This window comes from Thermoanaerobacter uzonensis DSM 18761, assembly GCF_900129115.1.
Lineage (GTDB): Bacteria > Bacillota > Thermoanaerobacteria > Thermoanaerobacterales > Thermoanaerobacteraceae > Thermoanaerobacter > Thermoanaerobacter uzonensis.
This window is the reverse complement of sequence record NZ_FQUR01000019.1, coordinates 27,774-46,269: the sequence shown is the minus strand read 5'-3', so window position 1 is coordinate 46,269 and position 18,496 is coordinate 27,774. Positions and strand designations below refer to the sequence as shown.

Annotated in this window: 18 protein-coding genes; all 18 read left to right on the top strand. The window is 33.7% G+C overall.

Features of this window, described 5'->3' with window-relative positions; all coding sequences use genetic code 11:
• Positions 1 to 297 precede the first annotated feature (297 nt).
• The 18 genes from ruvC (at position 298) to BUB32_RS10770 (ending at position 18,494) form a co-directional block, all read left to right on the top strand.
• On the top strand, positions 298 to 795 hold the full coding sequence (ruvC, locus tag BUB32_RS10855) for a crossover junction endodeoxyribonuclease RuvC (protein WP_072969397.1): 498 nt from the start codon (positions 298 to 300) through the stop codon (positions 793 to 795).
• Positions 792 to 1,355 (top strand): Holliday junction branch migration protein RuvA, encoded by a 564-nt coding sequence (gene ruvA, locus BUB32_RS10850; RefSeq protein WP_072969395.1) that lies wholly within the window; start codon positions 792 to 794, stop codon positions 1,353 to 1,355. The genes ruvC and ruvA overlap by 4 nt, the downstream gene beginning before the upstream one ends.
• 10 nt (positions 1,356 to 1,365) lie before the next feature.
• Positions 1,366 to 2,382, top strand: a complete 1,017-nt coding sequence (ruvB, locus tag BUB32_RS10845; protein WP_072969394.1) for a Holliday junction branch migration DNA helicase RuvB — start codon at positions 1,366 to 1,368, stop codon at positions 2,380 to 2,382.
• A complete protein-coding gene (locus BUB32_RS10840; RefSeq protein ID WP_072969393.1) occupies positions 2,375 to 2,587 on the top strand; it encodes a DUF2905 domain-containing protein in 213 nt (70 codons plus the stop codon). The genes ruvB and BUB32_RS10840 overlap by 8 nt, the downstream gene beginning before the upstream one ends.
• A 24-nt stretch (positions 2,588 to 2,611) precedes the next feature.
• A complete protein-coding gene (locus tag BUB32_RS10835) occupies positions 2,612 to 4,198 on the top strand; it encodes a SpoIID/LytB domain-containing protein (RefSeq protein ID WP_072969392.1) in 1,587 nt (528 codons plus the stop codon).
• 16 nt (positions 4,199 to 4,214) lie between these two features.
• The gene (gene queA / locus BUB32_RS10830) at positions 4,215 to 5,240 is read left to right on the top strand and encodes a tRNA preQ1(34) S-adenosylmethionine ribosyltransferase-isomerase QueA (RefSeq protein ID WP_072969391.1); all 1,026 of its coding nucleotides are present in this window, start codon (positions 4,215 to 4,217) and stop codon (positions 5,238 to 5,240) included.
• A 40-nt stretch (positions 5,241 to 5,280) separates the two neighbouring features.
• A complete protein-coding gene (tgt, locus tag BUB32_RS10825; RefSeq protein WP_072969390.1) occupies positions 5,281 to 6,411 on the top strand; it encodes a tRNA guanosine(34) transglycosylase Tgt in 1,131 nt (376 codons plus the stop codon).
• Complete coding sequence (yajC, locus tag BUB32_RS10820) at positions 6,411 to 6,710, top strand: preprotein translocase subunit YajC (RefSeq protein ID WP_072969389.1); 300 nt, start codon at positions 6,411 to 6,413, stop codon at positions 6,708 to 6,710. The genes tgt and yajC overlap by 1 nt, the downstream gene beginning before the upstream one ends.
• An 88-nt stretch (positions 6,711 to 6,798) precedes the next feature.
• Positions 6,799 to 7,191: a TIGR04086 family membrane protein gene (locus tag BUB32_RS10815; RefSeq protein WP_072969388.1), complete on the top strand. Its 393-nt coding sequence runs from the start codon at positions 6,799 to 6,801 to the stop codon at positions 7,189 to 7,191.
• A 55-nt stretch (positions 7,192 to 7,246) separates the two neighbouring features.
• A complete protein-coding gene (scfA, locus tag BUB32_RS10810) occupies positions 7,247 to 7,384 on the top strand; it encodes a six-cysteine ranthipeptide SCIFF (RefSeq protein WP_072969387.1) in 138 nt (45 codons plus the stop codon).
• A gap of 66 nt (positions 7,385 to 7,450) precedes the next feature.
• On the top strand, positions 7,451 to 8,836 hold the full coding sequence (gene scfB, locus BUB32_RS10805) for a thioether cross-link-forming SCIFF peptide maturase (RefSeq protein ID WP_072969386.1): 1,386 nt from the start codon (positions 7,451 to 7,453) through the stop codon (positions 8,834 to 8,836).
• On the top strand, positions 8,817 to 9,374 hold the full coding sequence (locus BUB32_RS10800) for a gamma carbonic anhydrase family protein (RefSeq protein ID WP_072969385.1): 558 nt from the start codon (positions 8,817 to 8,819) through the stop codon (positions 9,372 to 9,374). Before scfB ends, BUB32_RS10800 begins: the two co-directional genes overlap by 20 nt.
• Before the next feature lie 19 nt (positions 9,375 to 9,393).
• Positions 9,394 to 10,629, top strand: coding sequence for a protein translocase subunit SecD (secD, locus tag BUB32_RS10795; protein ID WP_072969384.1), 1,236 nt, complete (start codon positions 9,394 to 9,396; stop codon positions 10,627 to 10,629).
• A gap of 12 nt (positions 10,630 to 10,641) precedes the next feature.
• Positions 10,642 to 11,553, top strand: coding sequence for a protein translocase subunit SecF (secF, locus tag BUB32_RS10790; RefSeq protein WP_042832892.1), 912 nt, complete (start codon positions 10,642 to 10,644; stop codon positions 11,551 to 11,553).
• Positions 11,554 to 11,631: 78 nt separating this feature from the next.
• Positions 11,632 to 13,299, top strand: coding sequence for a 2-polyprenylphenol 6-hydroxylase (gene ubiB, locus BUB32_RS10785; protein WP_072969383.1), 1,668 nt, complete (start codon positions 11,632 to 11,634; stop codon positions 13,297 to 13,299).
• Between the two features lie 8 nt (positions 13,300 to 13,307).
• Positions 13,308 to 15,755, top strand: a complete 2,448-nt coding sequence (gene recJ, locus BUB32_RS10780; RefSeq protein ID WP_072969382.1) for a single-stranded-DNA-specific exonuclease RecJ — start codon at positions 13,308 to 13,310, stop codon at positions 15,753 to 15,755.
• A 13-nt stretch (positions 15,756 to 15,768) separates the two neighbouring features.
• On the top strand, positions 15,769 to 16,290 hold the full coding sequence (locus BUB32_RS10775) for an adenine phosphoribosyltransferase (RefSeq protein WP_072969381.1): 522 nt from the start codon (positions 15,769 to 15,771) through the stop codon (positions 16,288 to 16,290).
• 44 nt (positions 16,291 to 16,334) lie between these two features.
• Positions 16,335 to 18,494, top strand: coding sequence for a RelA/SpoT family protein (locus BUB32_RS10770; protein WP_072969380.1), 2,160 nt, complete (start codon positions 16,335 to 16,337; stop codon positions 18,492 to 18,494).
• Positions 18,495 to 18,496 lie beyond the last annotated feature (2 nt).

The window sequence follows — 18,496 nt, the reverse complement described above, 5'->3', positions numbered from 1 at the left end:
CGCTCCGATGTTCCAAAGCGACAAAACTAAAACTCGACCTTCAGGTTCCGGCAGGGTACCGGGCACAATCGACGTCCTGTCTCAGGTGCCCGCCTCCGCCATCCTTGGCTTCGGCCCTGCCTCCACCTTTGGTCTTGCTAAGTTTTGTTGCCGCTTTGTCACAAGTCGCACCGATTACAAAATATCTCCTTTACGAAAGTTTGTCTACAGTCTGAAGTTCTCCTATGCTTTTAGGAGAACTTTTTCTTGTTTATAAAGTCCATTGATGTTAAAATAAATAAAAGGAGAGGAGATATAATGAGGGTATTAGGGATAGATCCTGGAATTGCCATAATGGGCTATGGTATAATAGATTACAAATCCAATAAGTTTACTGTTATAGACTATGGTGCAGTTACTACAAAAGCTGGTATTGATAAGGCTTTGCGCCTACACGATATATATAATGGAATTATATCACTTATAAAATCTTACAGTCCTGAGGTAGTAGCTATAGAAGAGCTTTTTTATAATAAAAACGCAAAGACTGTCATAACTATTGGGGAGTCTAGAGGAGTTTCTATTTTAGCTGCTGTCAATTCGGGAATAAAGGTTTTTGAATATACTCCTTTGCAAGTTAAACAAGCAGTGGTAGGGTACGGAAGAGCAGATAAATATCAAGTCCAACAAATGGTGAAGGTTTTATTAAATCTTGAGGAAATTCCTAAACCTGACGATGTAGCTGATGCATTGGCAGTTGCTATATGCCATTGTCACAGTAACAATATGATTGAAAAGCTGGGGTATTCAAGATGATTGAGTATATTAGAGGGATGATTGAAGATATTGGACAAGATTATGTAGTGATTGACTTTATGGGTATAGGTATAAAGGTTTTTGTCCCATTTTCTACTTTTAAAGTTTTACCTTCTAAAGGAAATATAACCAAGCTTTATACATATTTACATATGAGAGAAGATGGTTTCCAAATTTTTGGCTTTAAAACAAAAGAAGAGTTAGATTTATTTGAAAAGTTATTGTCTGTTAGTGGTGTAGGGCCTAAAGGAGCTTTATCTATTTTGTCCGTGGTTTCTATTGATAATTTTGTAAAAGCAGTTAACGCAGGCGATTATAAAGCTCTTACATTAGCTCCGGGAATAGGTAAGAAGACTGCTGAGAGAATTATTTTGGAATTAAAAGATAAGCTTCCAAGAGAAATAGTTTTTGAAGGTGATAATAATTTTTCAAATGAGGCTTTAGAAGCTTTATTAGCGTTGGGTTACACCAAAAGTGAAGCTATTTATGCTTTGGCAGATATCACCTGTGATAGCGTAGAAGAAGCTGTAAAGCAAGCATTGAAAAAATTAATGAAATAGGGTGAATTGAATGGAGGAGAGAATACTAACTCAAAGTTTTACACAGGAAGATGCCTCTGAATACAGTTTGCGTCCTAAGTGGCTTTCTGAATATATAGGTCAGCAAAAGATAAAAGAGGAATTAAAAATTTACATAGAAGCCGCTAAAATGAGAAAAGAGCCCCTTGACCATGTTCTACTATATGGTCCTCCTGGCCTTGGAAAAACGACTTTAGCCACAGTAATTTCTAATGAAATGGGAGTAGGAATAAAAATAACCTCAGGTCCTGCTATAGAAAAGTCGGGAGATTTGGCAGCAATTTTGACTAATTTACAGGAAAATGACATACTTTTTATAGATGAGATTCACAGGCTTAATAGAAGTGTAGAAGAGATTCTATATCCTGCAATGGAAGACTTTGAATTGGATATAGTAATAGGAAAAGGCCCAAGTGCCAGGTCTATAAGGCTTAGTCTTCCGCGCTTTACTTTAATTGGGGCTACGACAAGGGCTGCTCTTATGACTTCTCCTTTGAGAGACAGATTTGGGGTTATAAACCGCTTGGATTACTATTCAGTGGAGGAATTAAAAGAAATAATTAAAAGGTCAGCGAATATTTTAAACATTGGAATTGATGAAGATGCAGCTTTGGAGATTGCTAAAAGGTCACGGGGGACTCCGAGAATTGCCAATAGACTTCTAAAACGGGTGAGAGATTTCGCACAAGTAAGAGGAAATGGATACATTGATTTTAAAACTTCCAAAGAAGCGCTGGACGTATTAGGTGTAGATGAGATGGGATTAGAATACATTGATAGAAAGATTTTGGTTTCTATTATGGAAAAGTTTGGCGGTGGTCCTGTAGGAATCGATGCTATTGCTGCATCAATAGGAGAAGATGGGGATACAATAGAGGATGTTTATGAACCTTATCTTTTGCAAATAGGTTTTTTAAACAGGACTCCGCGAGGAAGAGTTGTTACAAAATTGGCTTATGATTACCTTAAATATCCTTATATAGAACAGGAGAGGATAGAAGGTGTTTGATAGTTTTGGTAAAATATTGATATTTATGGGAGCTATATTAATTTTAATAGGGGTGCTTTTTTCTGCAGGTTCAAAAATTGGTTTAGGACGTTTGCCGGGAGATATAGTTTATCAAAAAGGAAATTTCACTTTTTATTTTCCTATTATGACAAGCCTTTTATTGAGCCTGTTTTTAACACTAATTTTATGGCTTTTTAGAAGATAACATATGAAAAAGGAGTTGTATTTTGTGAGGTTGAAAAAATTTATAATAGGGAGTATAATTAGTGTCATGATTTTAACTCTCTCACCTTATCCTACCGTGAATGCTGATATCAGCATTCCAAAAATTATAAAAGTAGGACTTTTTTACGGACAAGGGGCGAAATCTTCTTACCAGCTTTCTTCTCTCGGAGGTTTTAATTTTGCTTATCAAGATAATACAGGAAATTTAATTAATATTTTTAGTACCAGCATGCAAAACATACAAGTTGCAAAAGATGATAATTTCTATTTAATGGTGGGAAGCTATGATAGTTTGGACCTGGTGAATGCTGATTATGCTAAAATAGCAAACCAAATTCCGAATGCTTTTATAGGATTTGATGGCAAATATCATGTATACATAGGACCTTATTTGGCGCTTCCGGATTTGCAATCTGCCTATGAAATTTTTTCCAAAAATTATACCAATATATCCACAGTGTTGCCGGATAAAAATATTTTAATAAGCAATGGGACAAAAAACCTGTTTTTATTTAATATGAAGGATGATTTATATGTAAGTAAACTTAACCCTGATGGCATGCCCCTTGCGATAGAATCAAAACGTTACAGAGGCATGTTTGAATTTAGAAGGCAACAAGACAGTGACATGACTGCTATAAATGTTGTGCCATTGGAAGAATATTTATATGGTGTTGTGCCGGGTGAGATGCCACCATCTTGGAATATAGAGGCTTTAAAGGCTCAAGCAGTGGCAGCACGAACTTATGCAGCGAAAAATATAGGGAGATATGGAAAATATGGATTTGATTTGACAGATGATGATAAAACACAAGTTTACAAAGGGTATGATGGAGAATCTTCTTCTACAAACAAAGCGGTAGATGAAACAAAAGGTGTGGTGGCTATATATCAAGGAAATCTTATAGATGCCCTTTATCATTCCCACAGTGGTGGATATACCGAAGACAATAATAATTATTTTTCTGCTGATGTTCCTTACTTAAAAGGTGTGGAAGATAAATACGTTTTTGGCTATAGCAGTGCTAATGACAGTTGGATAGTCACTTACACAAAAGACCAGATAAAAAACCTGCTGTTAAGTAAAGGACAGGATATAGGAGATATAGTAGATGTAAAGGTCACTGAGAAAAGCTGGACTGGAAGGGCGATTACTGTCACCATTTACGGTACAAAAGGAACTTTTTCTCTACGGAAAGGAGATATACGGTCTTTCTTTGGACTTAAAAGTACCATGATTGACATAAAAGGCGATGGCAACAGTGAATTTGAAGTTTTCGTGACTTCTTCTTACAGTGATTCGCAAAAAGTTTCTTTAAATGAGATAAATATTCAAAATAATGAAGGTATAACGAGGGTTTCTAAAGATACCGTTTATGTTGTAGGAGCAAATGGTATTAAAGAACTAAAAAAGACAGACAAGCCCAGTGAAGTTTATACTATAAAAGGCAGTGGTTATGGACACGGGGTAGGGTTAAGCCAGTATGGGGCAAGAGGACTGGCGGACCATGGGTATAATTACATTTATATTTTAAAATACTATTACAAAGGTATTGAGGTATACGATACTATAAACAACAAAACTTTGTAAAAGGATGGCGCAAAAAATGAAACGCAGCGAGTTTTACTTTGAATTACCAGAAGAATTAATTGCACAAGAACCTTTAGAAGATAGGTCTAGTTCTCGTTTAATGTTTTTAAATAAAAAAACTGGTGAGATTCAACACGATATTTTTAAAAATATAATAAAATATTTAAAAGCGGGAGATTGCCTTGTTTTAAATGATACAAAAGTTATTCCTGCGCGCCTTATAGGACGAAGACAAGACTCGGGAGGAAAGATAGAATTTGTTCTTTTGAAAAGATTATCAGTAAATGAGTGGGAAACGTTAGTAAAACCTGGCAGAAGAGCTAAAGTAGGGACAAGAGTTGTTTTTGGAAATGGAGAATTGGTTGCAGAAATTTTGGACAATACAGAAGTTGGAGGAAGAGTAGTAAGATTTTATTATGAAGGAGTATTTGAAGAGGTATTAGATAAATTAGGCGAAATGCCTGTCCCTCCTTATATCAAGAAAAAATTAAAAAATAAAGACAGATACCAAACTGTTTACGCAAAATATGAAGGTTCTGCAGCTGCTCCTACTGCAGGGCTTCATTTCACACAAGAGTTATTAGAAAAAATAAGGCAAATGGGAGTAAAAACTGTTTTTATTACTCTTCACGTAGGATTAGGTACCTTCAGACCAGTAAAGGAAGAAATAATAGAAAATCACAAAATGCATGAAGAGTTTTACATTGTTACAAAAGAAGCAGCTGAAGAAATAAATGCTACAAGAGAAAAAGGTGGTAGAGTAATAGCTGTTGGAACTACTTCTACTCGTACTCTTGAAACTGTAGCCGATGAAAATGGTTATATAAGAGAAAAAAGTGGTTGGACTGATATTTTTATATATCCCGGTTATAAATTTAAAGCTATTGACGGCATGATAACAAATTTTCACTTACCTGAGTCCACTTTAATTATGATGGTGTCAGCTTTTGCAGGTAAAGAAAACATAATGAGGGCTTATAAGATAGCCATTGAAGAGAGATATAGATTTTTTAGCTTTGGAGATGCAATGCTTATAATTTAAGCAGTTGATTACGAATCAAAAGGTAGAATAGGAGGATATAATGACAGCAATTAAGTATCATCTCATAAAAAAGGACAGTAAGACTAAGGCGAGATTAGGAATAATAGAGACTCCCCATGGAATTATAGAAACGCCTGTGTTTATGCCAGTAGGAACACAAGCAACTGTGAAATCTATGACTCCTGAAGAATTAAAGGAAATTGGAGCGACGATTATTTTAAGCAACACTTATCATCTTTATCTAAGGCCGGGGCAGAAGATTATAGAAAAAGCTGGTGGCCTTCATAAATTTATGAATTGGGATAGAGCGATTTTAACAGACAGTGGAGGATTTCAAGTTTTTAGCTTGAGTTCTTTAAGAAAAATTACAGAAGATGGTGTAGAGTTTAGGTCTCATATAGATGGTTCTAGACATTTTTTCACTCCCGAAAAAGTAATAGAAATACAAAATGCTTTAGGTTCGGATATAATGATGTCTTTTGATGAATGTGCACCTTATCCTGCAGATTACGATTATGTAAAAAAATCTATGGAACTTACTATCAAATGGGCTGAAAGGGGAAAAAGAGCCCACAAAAATACTGAAAAACAAGCTCTTTTTGGAATTGTCCAAGGAGGAACTTATGAAGATTTAAGAAAAGAATGTGTTCAAAGATTAGTAGACATAGATTTTCCTGGATATTCTATAGGTGGATTAAGCGTAGGAGAACCAAAGAATGTAATGTACGACATTGTAGATTTAACTACAGAATATTTACCTGAAGACAAACCGAGATATCTTATGGGGGTGGGAAGTCCTGATGACCTTATAGAGGGAGTAATACGAGGAGTTGATATGTTTGACTGCGTACTTCCGACGAGAATTGCTAGAAATGGGACAGTTTTTACCAGCAAGGGCAAATTAATAGTAAGAGATGCTCCTTATGCGGAGGACTTTTCTCCTTTAGATGAAGAATGTGATTGTTATACTTGTAGAAATTATTCAAGAGCCTATATAAGACATTTATTTAAGGCTAACGAAATTTTAGCAGCAAGGCTTGCTACTTTACATAATCTTTATTTTCTAATTAAGTTGATGAAAAAAATAAGGGAAGCTATAAGGCAAGACCAGCTGCTTGAATTTAAAAAAGAGTTTTTTAAAAAATATTATGGGAATAAGGAGGAGTATTAATGAATCCACAAACGACTTATGTAATTGTCGAAATGCTTATTTTTATTGCAATCTTTTACTTTTTGCTGATTTTGCCTCAACAAAGGCGCCAAAAGAAAGAAAGAGAAATGCTTGATTCTTTAAAACCTGGCGATGAGATTATTACAAAAAGTGGCTTTTATGGTAAAATTCTAAACATAAAAGACGATGTGATAACTTTAGAAATGGGAGCAGATAAGGTGAGGCTAAAGATTGCAAAATGGGCAGTTGGAGGAGTTATAAGCTCAACTAGTGATAAAAACGAAAAAGAAGAAAAGTGATAAGATGCGGTTTGCCGCGTCTTTTTTTATGTACTATGTTTAAAATAAAAAGCATACATATTAGTAAGAAAACTGTGGGGGTGAGACTTTGAAAGGAAGGTTTGGCGTGGAAAATGGAACTGGTATAAATATTACTGGAATTTTTACAGGGGTTTTAATAGCCTACATTATCACTCTTAGTTTTTTCATAATTTACGCTTTGCTTTTGACCTTTACAGCCGTATCCGAATTAACTTTACCTACCCTTGCTTTGTTGATAACCATAATAGGCATAGTTTTATCAGGTGCTTTATCTGCACGACATACTACCAGTAAAGGGTGGTTGAATGGAGGAATTGCTGGTATTCTGTATGTAACTATTATGCTGATTGTGGGAGCATTTTTTGTAAAAGAATTAGGGCCTACCTCTTCCTGGGCGGTAAAATATGCTTGGGGGGCTATTTTAGGAGCTTTAGGTGGTATGATAGGCATCAATTTATAACTTTAATTCCTTCTCTTTATGTGTTATAATAAATCAGGAAGAGGAGGGAAGAAAAATGAAGCATGTTATAACAATTAACAAGCCAACGTTAAAAAATAGCTTAAAAAAACCAGGGTGCGGCGAATGCCAGGCATCCTGTCAGTCTGCTTGTAAAACCTCATGTACTGTAGCAAACCAAGAGTGTCAATATTAATACATATTACTCAAATGGCAGTAAAGTGTAATTACTGCCATTTAAACTTGCAATGGAGGTTAAAAAATGTCAGAGCTAATGCATAAATTTAAAAGACTGGGAATGAATATTGTAGTAGATCCGGTAAGTGGCTCTATCCATGTGGTAGACGATATTATTTATGATATTTTGGACTTTTATGAAAATCATTCAAAAGAAGAAATTGTAAATTTACTTCAACATAAATATGAAAAAAAAGATATACTAGAAGCTATTGCAGAAATTGATGAATTAAAAGAAAAAGGTTTATTATTTTCAGAAGATATTTATAAAGATATTGCAGTGTCGAGAAGCGATTCTGTTATAAAAGCAATGTGTTTAAATGTGGCCCATGATTGCAATCTAAGGTGTAAGTACTGTTTTGCCTCTACGGGGGATTTTAAAGGTGGACGCAAATTGATGGATTTTGAGACGGGCAAAAAAGCAATCGATTTTTTAATAAAAAGTTCTGGAAAAAGGAGAAACATTGAAGTTGACTTTTTTGGCGGTGAACCCCTTTTAAATTTTGATGTAGTCAAGAAGTTAGTAGAATATGGTAAAGAAAAGGCGAAAGAGAATAAAAAAGTAATTAAATTTACCATAACGACGAATGCAGTTTTGCTGGATGATGAGAAAATAAAGTATTTTAATGAAAATTTTTCTAATGTGGTACTTAGTTTGGATGGAAGAAAAGAAGTAAATGACAACATGAGAATACGTGTAGACGGCAGTGGAACTTATGATACAATAGTTCCCAAAATAAAAAAGTTTGTTGAGTCAAGAGGGAAAAAGGAATACTATGTTAGAGGGACTTTTACTGCAAAAAATTTGGATTTTGCTAATGATGTGTTGCACATTGCTGATTTAGGAGTTTATGAAATATCTGTAGAGCCGGTAGTTGAAAAAGAAGATAAAGACTATACATTAAAGGAAGAGCATTTAGAGAGAATTTTAAATGAATATGACAGATTAGCAGAAGAATATATAGAGAAATACGAAGAAGGAAGGCCTTTTTCTTTTTATCATTTTAAAATAGATTTAGAAGGAGGGCCTTGCGTTAAAAAAAGGCTTCAAGGCTGTGGTGCTGGCTTTGAGTATATAGCGGTGACTCCCGATGGGGATATTTATCCTTGCCATCAATTTGTGGGTATTGAGGAATTTAAATTAGGAAATCTTGAAGAAGGTATAACTAATAAAGAATTACAGCAAAAATTTATGGAAAGCGATATTTACAAAAGAGAAGAATGTACAAAATGTTGGGCAAGGTTCTATTGCAGTGGAGGTTGCTTTGCAAATAATTACAACATAAATGGAGATATTAATAAACCTTATGAGCTGGCTTGTGAAATGCAAAAAAGGCGTTTTGAAAATGCGATTGCCATAAAAGCATATCAAATGTTAAAGGGTGAGGTAAATGATTATAAAGGAATATAAGGGTATGAAACCCAAAATAGATGATGAGGCGTATATAGCGGAAACAGCAGAAGTTATTGGAGATGTAGAAATAAAAAAAGATGCTAATATATGGTATGGAGCTGTGCTAAGAGGAGATATAGATAAAATAGTTGTTGGAGAAGGAACTAATATACAAGATAATTGTGTTGTACATATTACAGAGGGACATCCCTGCTATATAGGAAATTACTGTACAATAGGACATGGGGCGATAGTCCATGCTTGCAAAATAGGAAATAATGTGCTAATAGGAATGGGGGCGATTATCTTAGATGATGCAGATATAGGAGATAATTGTATAATTGGAGCTGGTTCATTGGTAACAGGAGGTAAAAAGATTCCTGAGGGTAGTCTTGCTTTTGGGAATCCTGCAAAAGTTATAAGGAAACTTACTCAAGAGGAAATTGAAAATATTCATCGTTCCTATGAACATTATGTAGAATTAGCAAAACTACATTTTTCTAACTTTGGGCAATTGACCGTTTACAATAAAAGTAATATAATAGAAAATAGTTAAACTACGAAGGAGGATTTGAATGAGAAGTAGAGGGTTTATCAAATTTTTTTCTGTAATTGTTATTGCAGCAGTAGTTGCATATGTGGCGTTTTTTGGAATAAATGCAGGTAATTACTCCATAAGTCCCGTACAAAAGCACATAAGGTTAGGGTTAGATTTAAGAGGAGGCGTTTATGTATTAGAAGAGGCACAAGGTAATGTTACACAAGATGCAATAAATAAAGCTATTGCAGTTATAAGGAATAGAGTAGATGCCCTTGGTGTAACACAACCTGTGATAGCTCAACAGGGGTCAAATAGAATTCGTGTAGAATTACCTGGTATGAATGACCCTGATAGGGCAATACAGGTAATAGGTAAAACCGCTCAATTAAAATTTGTAGGTCCTGACGGCAAAGTAATATTGACAGGAGCTAATGTAAAAGACTCTAAAGCAGTATACGCTCAGACTCAAACAGGTGTACAACAACCAGAAGTTACGTTAGTACTTGATGCAGAGGGTACAAAGAAATTTGCAGAAGCGACACAAAAATTTTTAGGACAACCTATTGCGATACTTTTAGATGATAAGGTAATTTCCGCTCCTAGAGTAGATGCTGTAATAACTACTGGAAATGCAGTCATTACAGGCTTGAAGGATTTTCAAGAAGCATCTGAATTAGCCACTCTTATAAGGGCAGGTTCTTTACCTGTTACATTGAAACCTATAGCCTACAGTTCTGTAGGGGCAACGTTAGGACCAAGTGCTTTAAATGCCAGCGTAGAAGCTGGAATATATGGGACATTGCTGGTAATGCTTTTTATGATTGCTTTTTATAGATTACCTGGTTTTGTAGCGGACTTAGCTTTATTAATATATATATTGATAAATTTCATTATTTATGCTTTGTTTAATATTACTCTCGATTTGCCTGGTATAGCAGGCTTTTTACTCTCTATCGGTATGGCTGTTGATACTAATATTTTAATTTTCGAAAGGTTTAAAGAAGAATTGTGGTCTGGTAAAAGCATAAGACCAGCTTTAGATGGTGGCTTCGCGAAAGCTTTTAGGGCAGTATTTGATGCTAATATAACCACTATAATTGGAGCTATTATACTTTTTTACTTAGGCTCTGGAAATGTTAAGGGGTTTGCCTTAACTCTTATAATAGGTGTGACTTCAAGCCTATTCACTGCTATAACTGTTACAAGGTTTTTGTTGCATGCACTATTAGATATGGATTTGTCAAAGAATATAAAAGTCTATGGAGCATAGGAGGGGAATTGAGTGAATCAGCACAGATTTCATATAGATGTTATTAAAAGAACTAAGATTTGGTTTGTAATATCAGGTGCAATGATTCTAATTGGTATATTAGCTATGTTTGTGAATGGATTTAATTGGGGCATAGATTTTACTGGTGGAACGATAATGGAGTTTAAAATTGGTAAACCTTTTGATACAAATGATATAATTAAAATCTTAAATGAACATAAAGTTAAAGACTTCCAAATACAAAAGATAGGGACAAAAGGTGATGAAGTTTCAATAAAAACAAATCCTATTTCCAATGAAACGCGACTTTCAATAATAAAGGATATCACAAAAAAATACAACTTAACAGAAAATGACTTAATAATGTCACAGCAAGTTGGACCTTCTTTAGGAGCAGAAATAAAATTTGGAATGATATTAGCGCTTTTAGTAGCTTCTGCAGTGATGCTTACTTATTTAGGTTTTAGATTTAATTTTGAAATGAGCTTGGCAGCAGTTGTTGGATTATTGCATAATGTAGTAATATTAATTTCAATTTACGCTATTTTCAAAATAACAGTAGACTCGCCTTTTATAGCGGCTCTTTTAACAGTATTTAGCTATTCTCTTCACGATACTATTGTAATTTTTGACAGAATAAGAGATAATTTAAAAAGTATGAGAAGATCTGATTATGCAGAAATTGCGAATGTGAGTATAAACCAGACGCTTACACGGTCGATAAACGTAGTTTTAACAGTATTAATTATGCTTGCTTTAATGTATTTCTTAGGACCTAAGGCATTGAAAGATTTTGCATTGCCTTTACTTATTGGTATAACTTGGGGAGCATATTCTTCAATATTTATCTCTACTCCTCTTTGGGTATTAATTAAGAATAGAGAAAAGAGAAGGAAAATCTCTAATAAACCTATAAAAGCCTAAATCTTAAATTATAAAAAATGTAGTGGCATAATATCTCTTTGAGAGATAATGCTACTATATTTTTATTGAGGTGAAAAAATGAATTTGCCTTTTATTTTTAGAAATAAAAATATTACCCGAAGATATAAAGAGATATTAAAAATTTTAACTAAAAATGGCTTTAGTTTTATTTCTGATATTTTATTAAAAGGTGGACATATACCTTTTAATATACTGAAAAGTCATGATTACATAGGAGTTGGAGAGAGGATTCGAAAAACATTGGAGGAATTAGGCCCTACTTTTATAAAAATGGGACAGCTTTTAAGTACAAGAGGGGACCTTATTCCTCATGATATTTTATTGGAACTTGCTAAACTTCAAGATAATGTAGAACCAGAAGACTTTGTAGCTATAAAGAATATTTTAGAAAGTGAATTAAAAGGCAAAATATCGGATTTTTTCATTTATTTTGATGAAACTCCTATTGCTTCAGCTTCTATTGGACAAGTTTATAGGGCAAAAATTAAAGAAGGGAAAGATGTCGTTGTTAAAGTACAGCGTCCAGAAGTATCACAAAAGATAAATGCTGATATAATAATTCTAAAGAATATTGCTAAAATTTTAAATGAGCGTATAGTTGATGCTCCTTTGGATTTTGTAGAAATTGTTGACGAATTATCCGAATCTCTTCTCAATGAATTGGATTACACACAAGAAGGGAATAATGCCGAACGCTTTAGAGAAAATTTTGAAAAGGAAAGTTATATCTACATACCTAAAGTATATTGGAAATACACTACAAAGCACGTTCTTACAATGGAGTACGTAGAAGGTGTAAGTGTAAAAAATAGAGATTTACTTATTAAAAAAGGCTTTGATTTAAAGAAAATTGCAAGAGAGGGAGCATGGGCTATATTTTTACAAGTTTATGAATTTGGTCTTTTCCATGGCGATCCCCATCCTGGCAATATCTTAATTACAAATAATGGCAAAATTTCATATGTGGATTTTGGAATTGTAGGTTACCTTGATAAATCCTCAAGGGAAATGATAATTGACCTTTTTAAAGCTTTTGCTGAAAATGATATTGAGGAAGTAATAGAAGTTTTATCGGACATGGGTGCCATAAGGCCTGATACTAATCTTAGAACCCTTAAATCTGATTTAAACCATATAATAAATTATTTTTACAACACTCCACTAAAAAATATCAGTGTGAACGATTCAATGAGGAAAATAATGTCAACTGTTTATAAGCACAAACTGATCTTGCCTCCAGAGTTTACTTTACTTCTCAAATCTTTAGCTACAGTAGAAGGTGTAGGCAGAAGCTTAGATCCCGATTTTAGTATTTCTAGTGTGGCAAAAGATTTTATAAAAGAGGTATATTTGAGAAACATCAGTTTAACTAAAATATTAAAAGAAAACTCGAAGGATTTACATAAGGCAATAATAGTATTGAGAAAGCTTCCATCTAAAATCCAAAGTATAATGACAAAGCTTATAAAAGACGATATAAAAGTTAGAATAAACCTTGATGAAAGTGAAAGCTTACGCTATGACTTAAATATTATGGTAAATAAGGTTATTGTAAGTATCATAGCATCAGCTTTAATTGTAGCTTCTTCATTGGTTTTGACATTTCAAGGGGGATATAAAGTTTTTGGCTACAATGCACTGGGGCTTTTTGGTTATGTAGTTGCTTTATTTCTATGTTTGTGGGTTTTCTACAGAATCTTTATAATTGAGAGGAGAAAAAAATAGAAGAATTTGTGGGTGATTTGATGTCTAGAATTTGCAGGTGGATTTTGAAGGAGAATAAAGATTCTCGATTATCTGAGGAAGTACAAAAAACTTATGGACTACCCAAAATAATTGCTGATATACTTTCATCAAGATTAAATCTCCAAGAAGTTAAGAGTTTTTTAAATTCTGATTTGAAAGATTTGTACTCTCCTTATCTTTTAAGGGGAATAAAAGAGGCAAAAGATTTGATACAACAACATATCGCCTTGAAGGACCTAATCACTGTTTATGGCGATTATGATGTTGATGGGATTACCGCTACTGCTATCCTATATTTAACCTTAAAAAAGTTAGGGGCAAAAGTGGATTATTACATACCAGAAAGATTAGTTGAAGGATATGGTATAAATGAAGAAGCAATAGACAAAATTGCACAAAGAGGAACAAAACTTATAATTAGTGTAGACTGTGGTATAACTTCTGTTAAGGAAGTGGAAAAAGCTAAATTTTTGGGAATAGATGTAATTATAACTGACCATCATAGTATTCCTAAAGAGATACCACAGGCAGACGTTGTGATAAATCCTCATTTACCTGATAGTGAATACCCTTTTTGTGACCTAGCAGGGGTGGGAGTCGCTTTTAAACTGTCACAAGCTCTTATTGGAGAAGAAGCTTATGAACTTTTGGATATTGTTTCAATAGGAACTATTGCAGATATTGTTCCTTTATTAGGAGAAAACAGAATAATTGTAAAAGAAGGGCTAAAAAGACTAAATGAAACACAAAATATAGGTTTAAAAGCCATCATAAAAGCTTCTGGATTGGAAAATGTTAAAATTGACGAATATCATGTGGGATTTATATTAGCTCCTCGTCTCAATGCTGCGGGGCGATTAAGAAGTGCAGAAGCGGCTGTCAGATTATTGATAAGCCATAGCGAAAAAGAAGTAGAAGAGATAGCAGAATATTTAAACCAGGAAAACCTAAATAGGCAACAGTTAGAAAATCAAATACTTCAACAAGCAATCAAAAAAGTAGAAGAGACTGTTGATTTGAATAGAGAAAAAGTAATTGTACTGTGGGATGAAAATTGGCATCCAGGTGTTATTGGGATTGTGGCATCCCGGATAACAGAAAGGTTTTATAGGCCTTCTGTACTTATAAGTTTAGGAGAAATAGAAGGTAAAGGTTCGGGGCGAAGCATAGAAGGCTTTAATTTATATAAAGCATTAGAATACTGTAAAGATTATTTGATAAAATATGGTGGCCATGAAATGGCTGCTGGAATAAATATTGAGAAAAACAATTTGGAGATTTTTAAAACTAAGATAAATGAATATGCTGATACGGTGCTTAGTGAACTTGATTTAATTCCAAGTTTAAGAATAGATGCAAAGGTTAAAAATGAAAAGATAGATATAGAAATAGCTAAGCAAGTTCAAAGATTTAAACCTTTTGGCAACAATAATCCTCGGCCTAATTTTTTATTTGAGGGTTTGACAGTTACAAAAGTATTTGATTTAAATGGTGGAAAATACAAAAAAATCATCGTCCAAAAAGACAAGTTTGTGTATGAGCTTATGCTATTTGATGCATCAGAAAAAGGAAACGATGTAAAAATAGGAGATGTAATAGATGTTGTGGGAAACATTGAAATAAATAGCTGGAACGGTATAGAGGCAGTAGTGATAAATGTAAAAGATTTAAGAATTAAGTTGCCTTTGTTTTCCTACTATAAAAACTTGAGCAAAATCATGGTAGAGTATCAGCCTGAGAAAAAAGAGATAGACAAAAAAGTTGATTATATAATTGACCAAAGAGGAATTAATAACAAGTGGGAATATGTGCTGAAACTTTTTAAAGGAGAAAGCAAAACAGTTGTCATAGTAAATACAATTATAGAACTTAGGTCATTACTTAGATATCTTAAAAAGGAAAAGTTTTTGGATTTTTCATTATGTAATGGAGATTGTGAAAAGGAAAATGGTATACTATTTTTCCCTAATTCTTTAAAATCATTAAAATACTACGATGATATAATTATTTATGATATACCCTTTAAAAAAGAAATCTTTTATCACATTCTTTCTCATTCACAAGGAAAGAGGATTCATTTAGTTTTTAAAGAAGCAGATATATATTATAATTTAAAATCCTTTGACGAAATTTTTCCTCAAAGGAAGGACTTTATTAAACTTTACAAATTTATAGAAGAAGGAAACAACATTTTATTTAAAGAACATTTGCATCCACAACTGAATTTAAATCCAATAAAATTTTCATTTTGCATAAAAGCAATGAAAGAAATAGGATTGATAAATGTAAAAGAACGTGATAATATTTTTATGTTAAGCAAAAATTCTGTGTCACAAAAGGTTAATATTGAACAAGCTCGGATAATGCAACAGATACTCTTAGCTAAAAAAGAGTTTATTGAATTTGCCAAGTTCATTGTCAGCCAGAAAATTTAAGGAGGTTTTTGTAATGACGCTGGAAGAAATCAAAATGATGATTAGAGAAATACCTGACTTCCCTAAAAAAGGAATAAAATTCAAAGATATTACACCTGTTTTAAAAGATGCGCAAGCTTTCAATTATTCCGTAGAAATGCTGGCTAAGGCTTTAGAGGGTAGAAAATTTGACCTTATTGCAGCACCAGAAGCAAGAGGATTTTTGTTTGGAGCCCCACTAGCTTATAGATTGGGAGTAGGATTTGTCCCTGTCAGGAAACCTGGAAAACTACCTGCAGAAACGTTAAGCTATGAGTATGAACTAGAATATGGGACAGATTCACTTGAAATACACAAAGATGCTGTTTTAGAGGGACAAAGAGTTGTAATAGTTGATGATTTACTAGCGACAGGTGGTACAATTTACGCTTCTGCAAAACTGGTGGAAAAATTAGGAGGAATAGTAGACTCTATTATTTTCTTGACTGAATTAACTTTTTTAGATGGTAGAAAAAAGCTTGACGGATATGATATAATTTCATTAATAAAGTTTTAATCAAAAGTGGCTTTAAGCCACTTTAATTATAAGGTGTGATAATTATGTTGGACAAAGTGATAAATAGGATAAAAAAATACATGGGTGATGATGCAAATTTAGAGTTAATATACAAAGCTTATAACTTTGCTGTAAATGCCCATGAGGGCCAAATGAGAAACTCGGGAGAGCCATATATTGTTCATCCCATAGAAGTTGCATATATTTTGGCCGATTTGGAGTTAGATATTACAACTATTGCAGCAGGTCTTTTACATGACGTATTAGAAGACACAGATGTGAATTACGGCCAGTTATTGGAAATTTTTGGGAAAGAAATTGCTGATTTGGTTGACGGAGTTACAAAGTTAGGAAAAATAGAATACAAAAGCAAGGTAGAGCAGCAAGCTGAAAACATGAGAAAAATGCTTATAGCAATGGCAAAAGACATAAGAGTGATACTCATAAAACTGGCAGACAGGCTTCACAACATGAGAACTCTCAAATATTTACCTCCTGACAAACAAAAAGAAAAAGCGGAAGAAACTTTAGAGATTTATGCTCCTATTGCTCATCGCCTAGGAATATCTAAGATAAAATGGGAATTAGAAGATTTGTGTTTGAGATATTTGCATCCGGAGGAGTATTATGACCTCGTAGAAAAGGTTGCTGCAAAAAGAAAAGAAAGAGAAGAGTTTATACAAAATATTATAACTGCCATTAAAGAGAAATTAAAAGAAATGGGAATACAAGCAGAAGTAGATGGGCGACCTAAACATTTTTACAGTATATACAAAAAGATGAAAACGCAAAATAAAACTTTCGAGCAAATTTACGATTTGTTAGCAGTGAGGATAATTGTTAACACTGTAAAAGACTGTTATGGTGTATTAGGAATTGTTCATACTTTATGGAAGCCAATTCCTGGCAGATTTAAGGATTACATTGCAATGCCTAAGCCTAACATGTATCAATCCCTTCACACTACAGTAATAGGTCCTAAAGGAGAACCTTTTGAAATACAAATAAGAACATGGGAGATGCACAAAACAGCAGAATACGGTATTGCAGCCCATTGGAAATATAAAGAGGGTAAGACCACAGAAGACGAGTTTGACCAAAAGCTTTCTTGGCTTAGGCAGCTTTTAGAGTGGCAGAAAGAGTTAAAAGATGCAAAAGAATTTATGGAAACTTTAAAAATTGATCTTTTTACAGATGAGGTTTTTGTCTTTACCCCTAAAGGGGATGTAATAAATCTGCCGGCGGGGTCTACTCCTATTGACTTTGCGTACAGCATACACACTGAAATAGGTCATCGTTTGAACGGTGCTAAAGTAAACGGTAAAATAGTCCCTATAAATTATCAATTGAAAAACGGCGATATTGTAGAAATATTGGTAAGTCCAAATAAAGACAGAGGTCCAAGTAGAGACTGGCTCCAGATTGTCAAAAGCTCTCAAGCGAGAAATAAAATCAGACAGTGGTTTAAAAAAGAAAAAAGAGAAGAAAACATCGCTCGCGGCGAGGAAATGTTAGAAAGAGAGTTAAGGCGTCATGGTATACAGCCTGCCATGATAAAGAGTGAAATATGGGATGAGGTGCTTAAAAAACTCAATATTCACACAATGGAGGATTTATATGCAACAATCGGATATGGAGGGTTAACTCTAAATCAGGTAATACCGAGAATTAAGGAAGAAATCAAAAAATCTCAGAAAGAAATAGGTTTAAAGTCTGTTCCAACTGATAAGGTTGGAAAGAAAAAAGAGAAAACAGGTGGAACAGGAGTCATTGTTAAAGGGGCAGACAATGTAATGGTAAGGTTTGCAAAATGTTGTTCACCTGTTCCGGGGGATGAAATAATAGGTTACGTAACTAAAGGAAGAGGTATTTCTATTCACAGAAAAGATTGTCCCAATATAAAAGAATATCTTTTCGATAGGAACAAGATTGTAGAAGTAGAGTGGGAGCAAGGTAAAAACATCGCTTATCAAGCTGATATACAGATTATGGCCAGTGATAGATTTGGACTTTTGACAGAAGTTACAAGTGTTCTTGCAGATGTAAAAATTGCTGTAAAAGCTGTCAATGCAAGAACAACAAAAGACAGTATTGCAATTATAAATTTAACTTTAGAGATTACTTCAAAAGAGCAACTAGAAAAAGTTATGAATAAATTAAAAGCTTTGGAAGGAGTAATGGACGTCTACAGATTAAGTGCATAGAG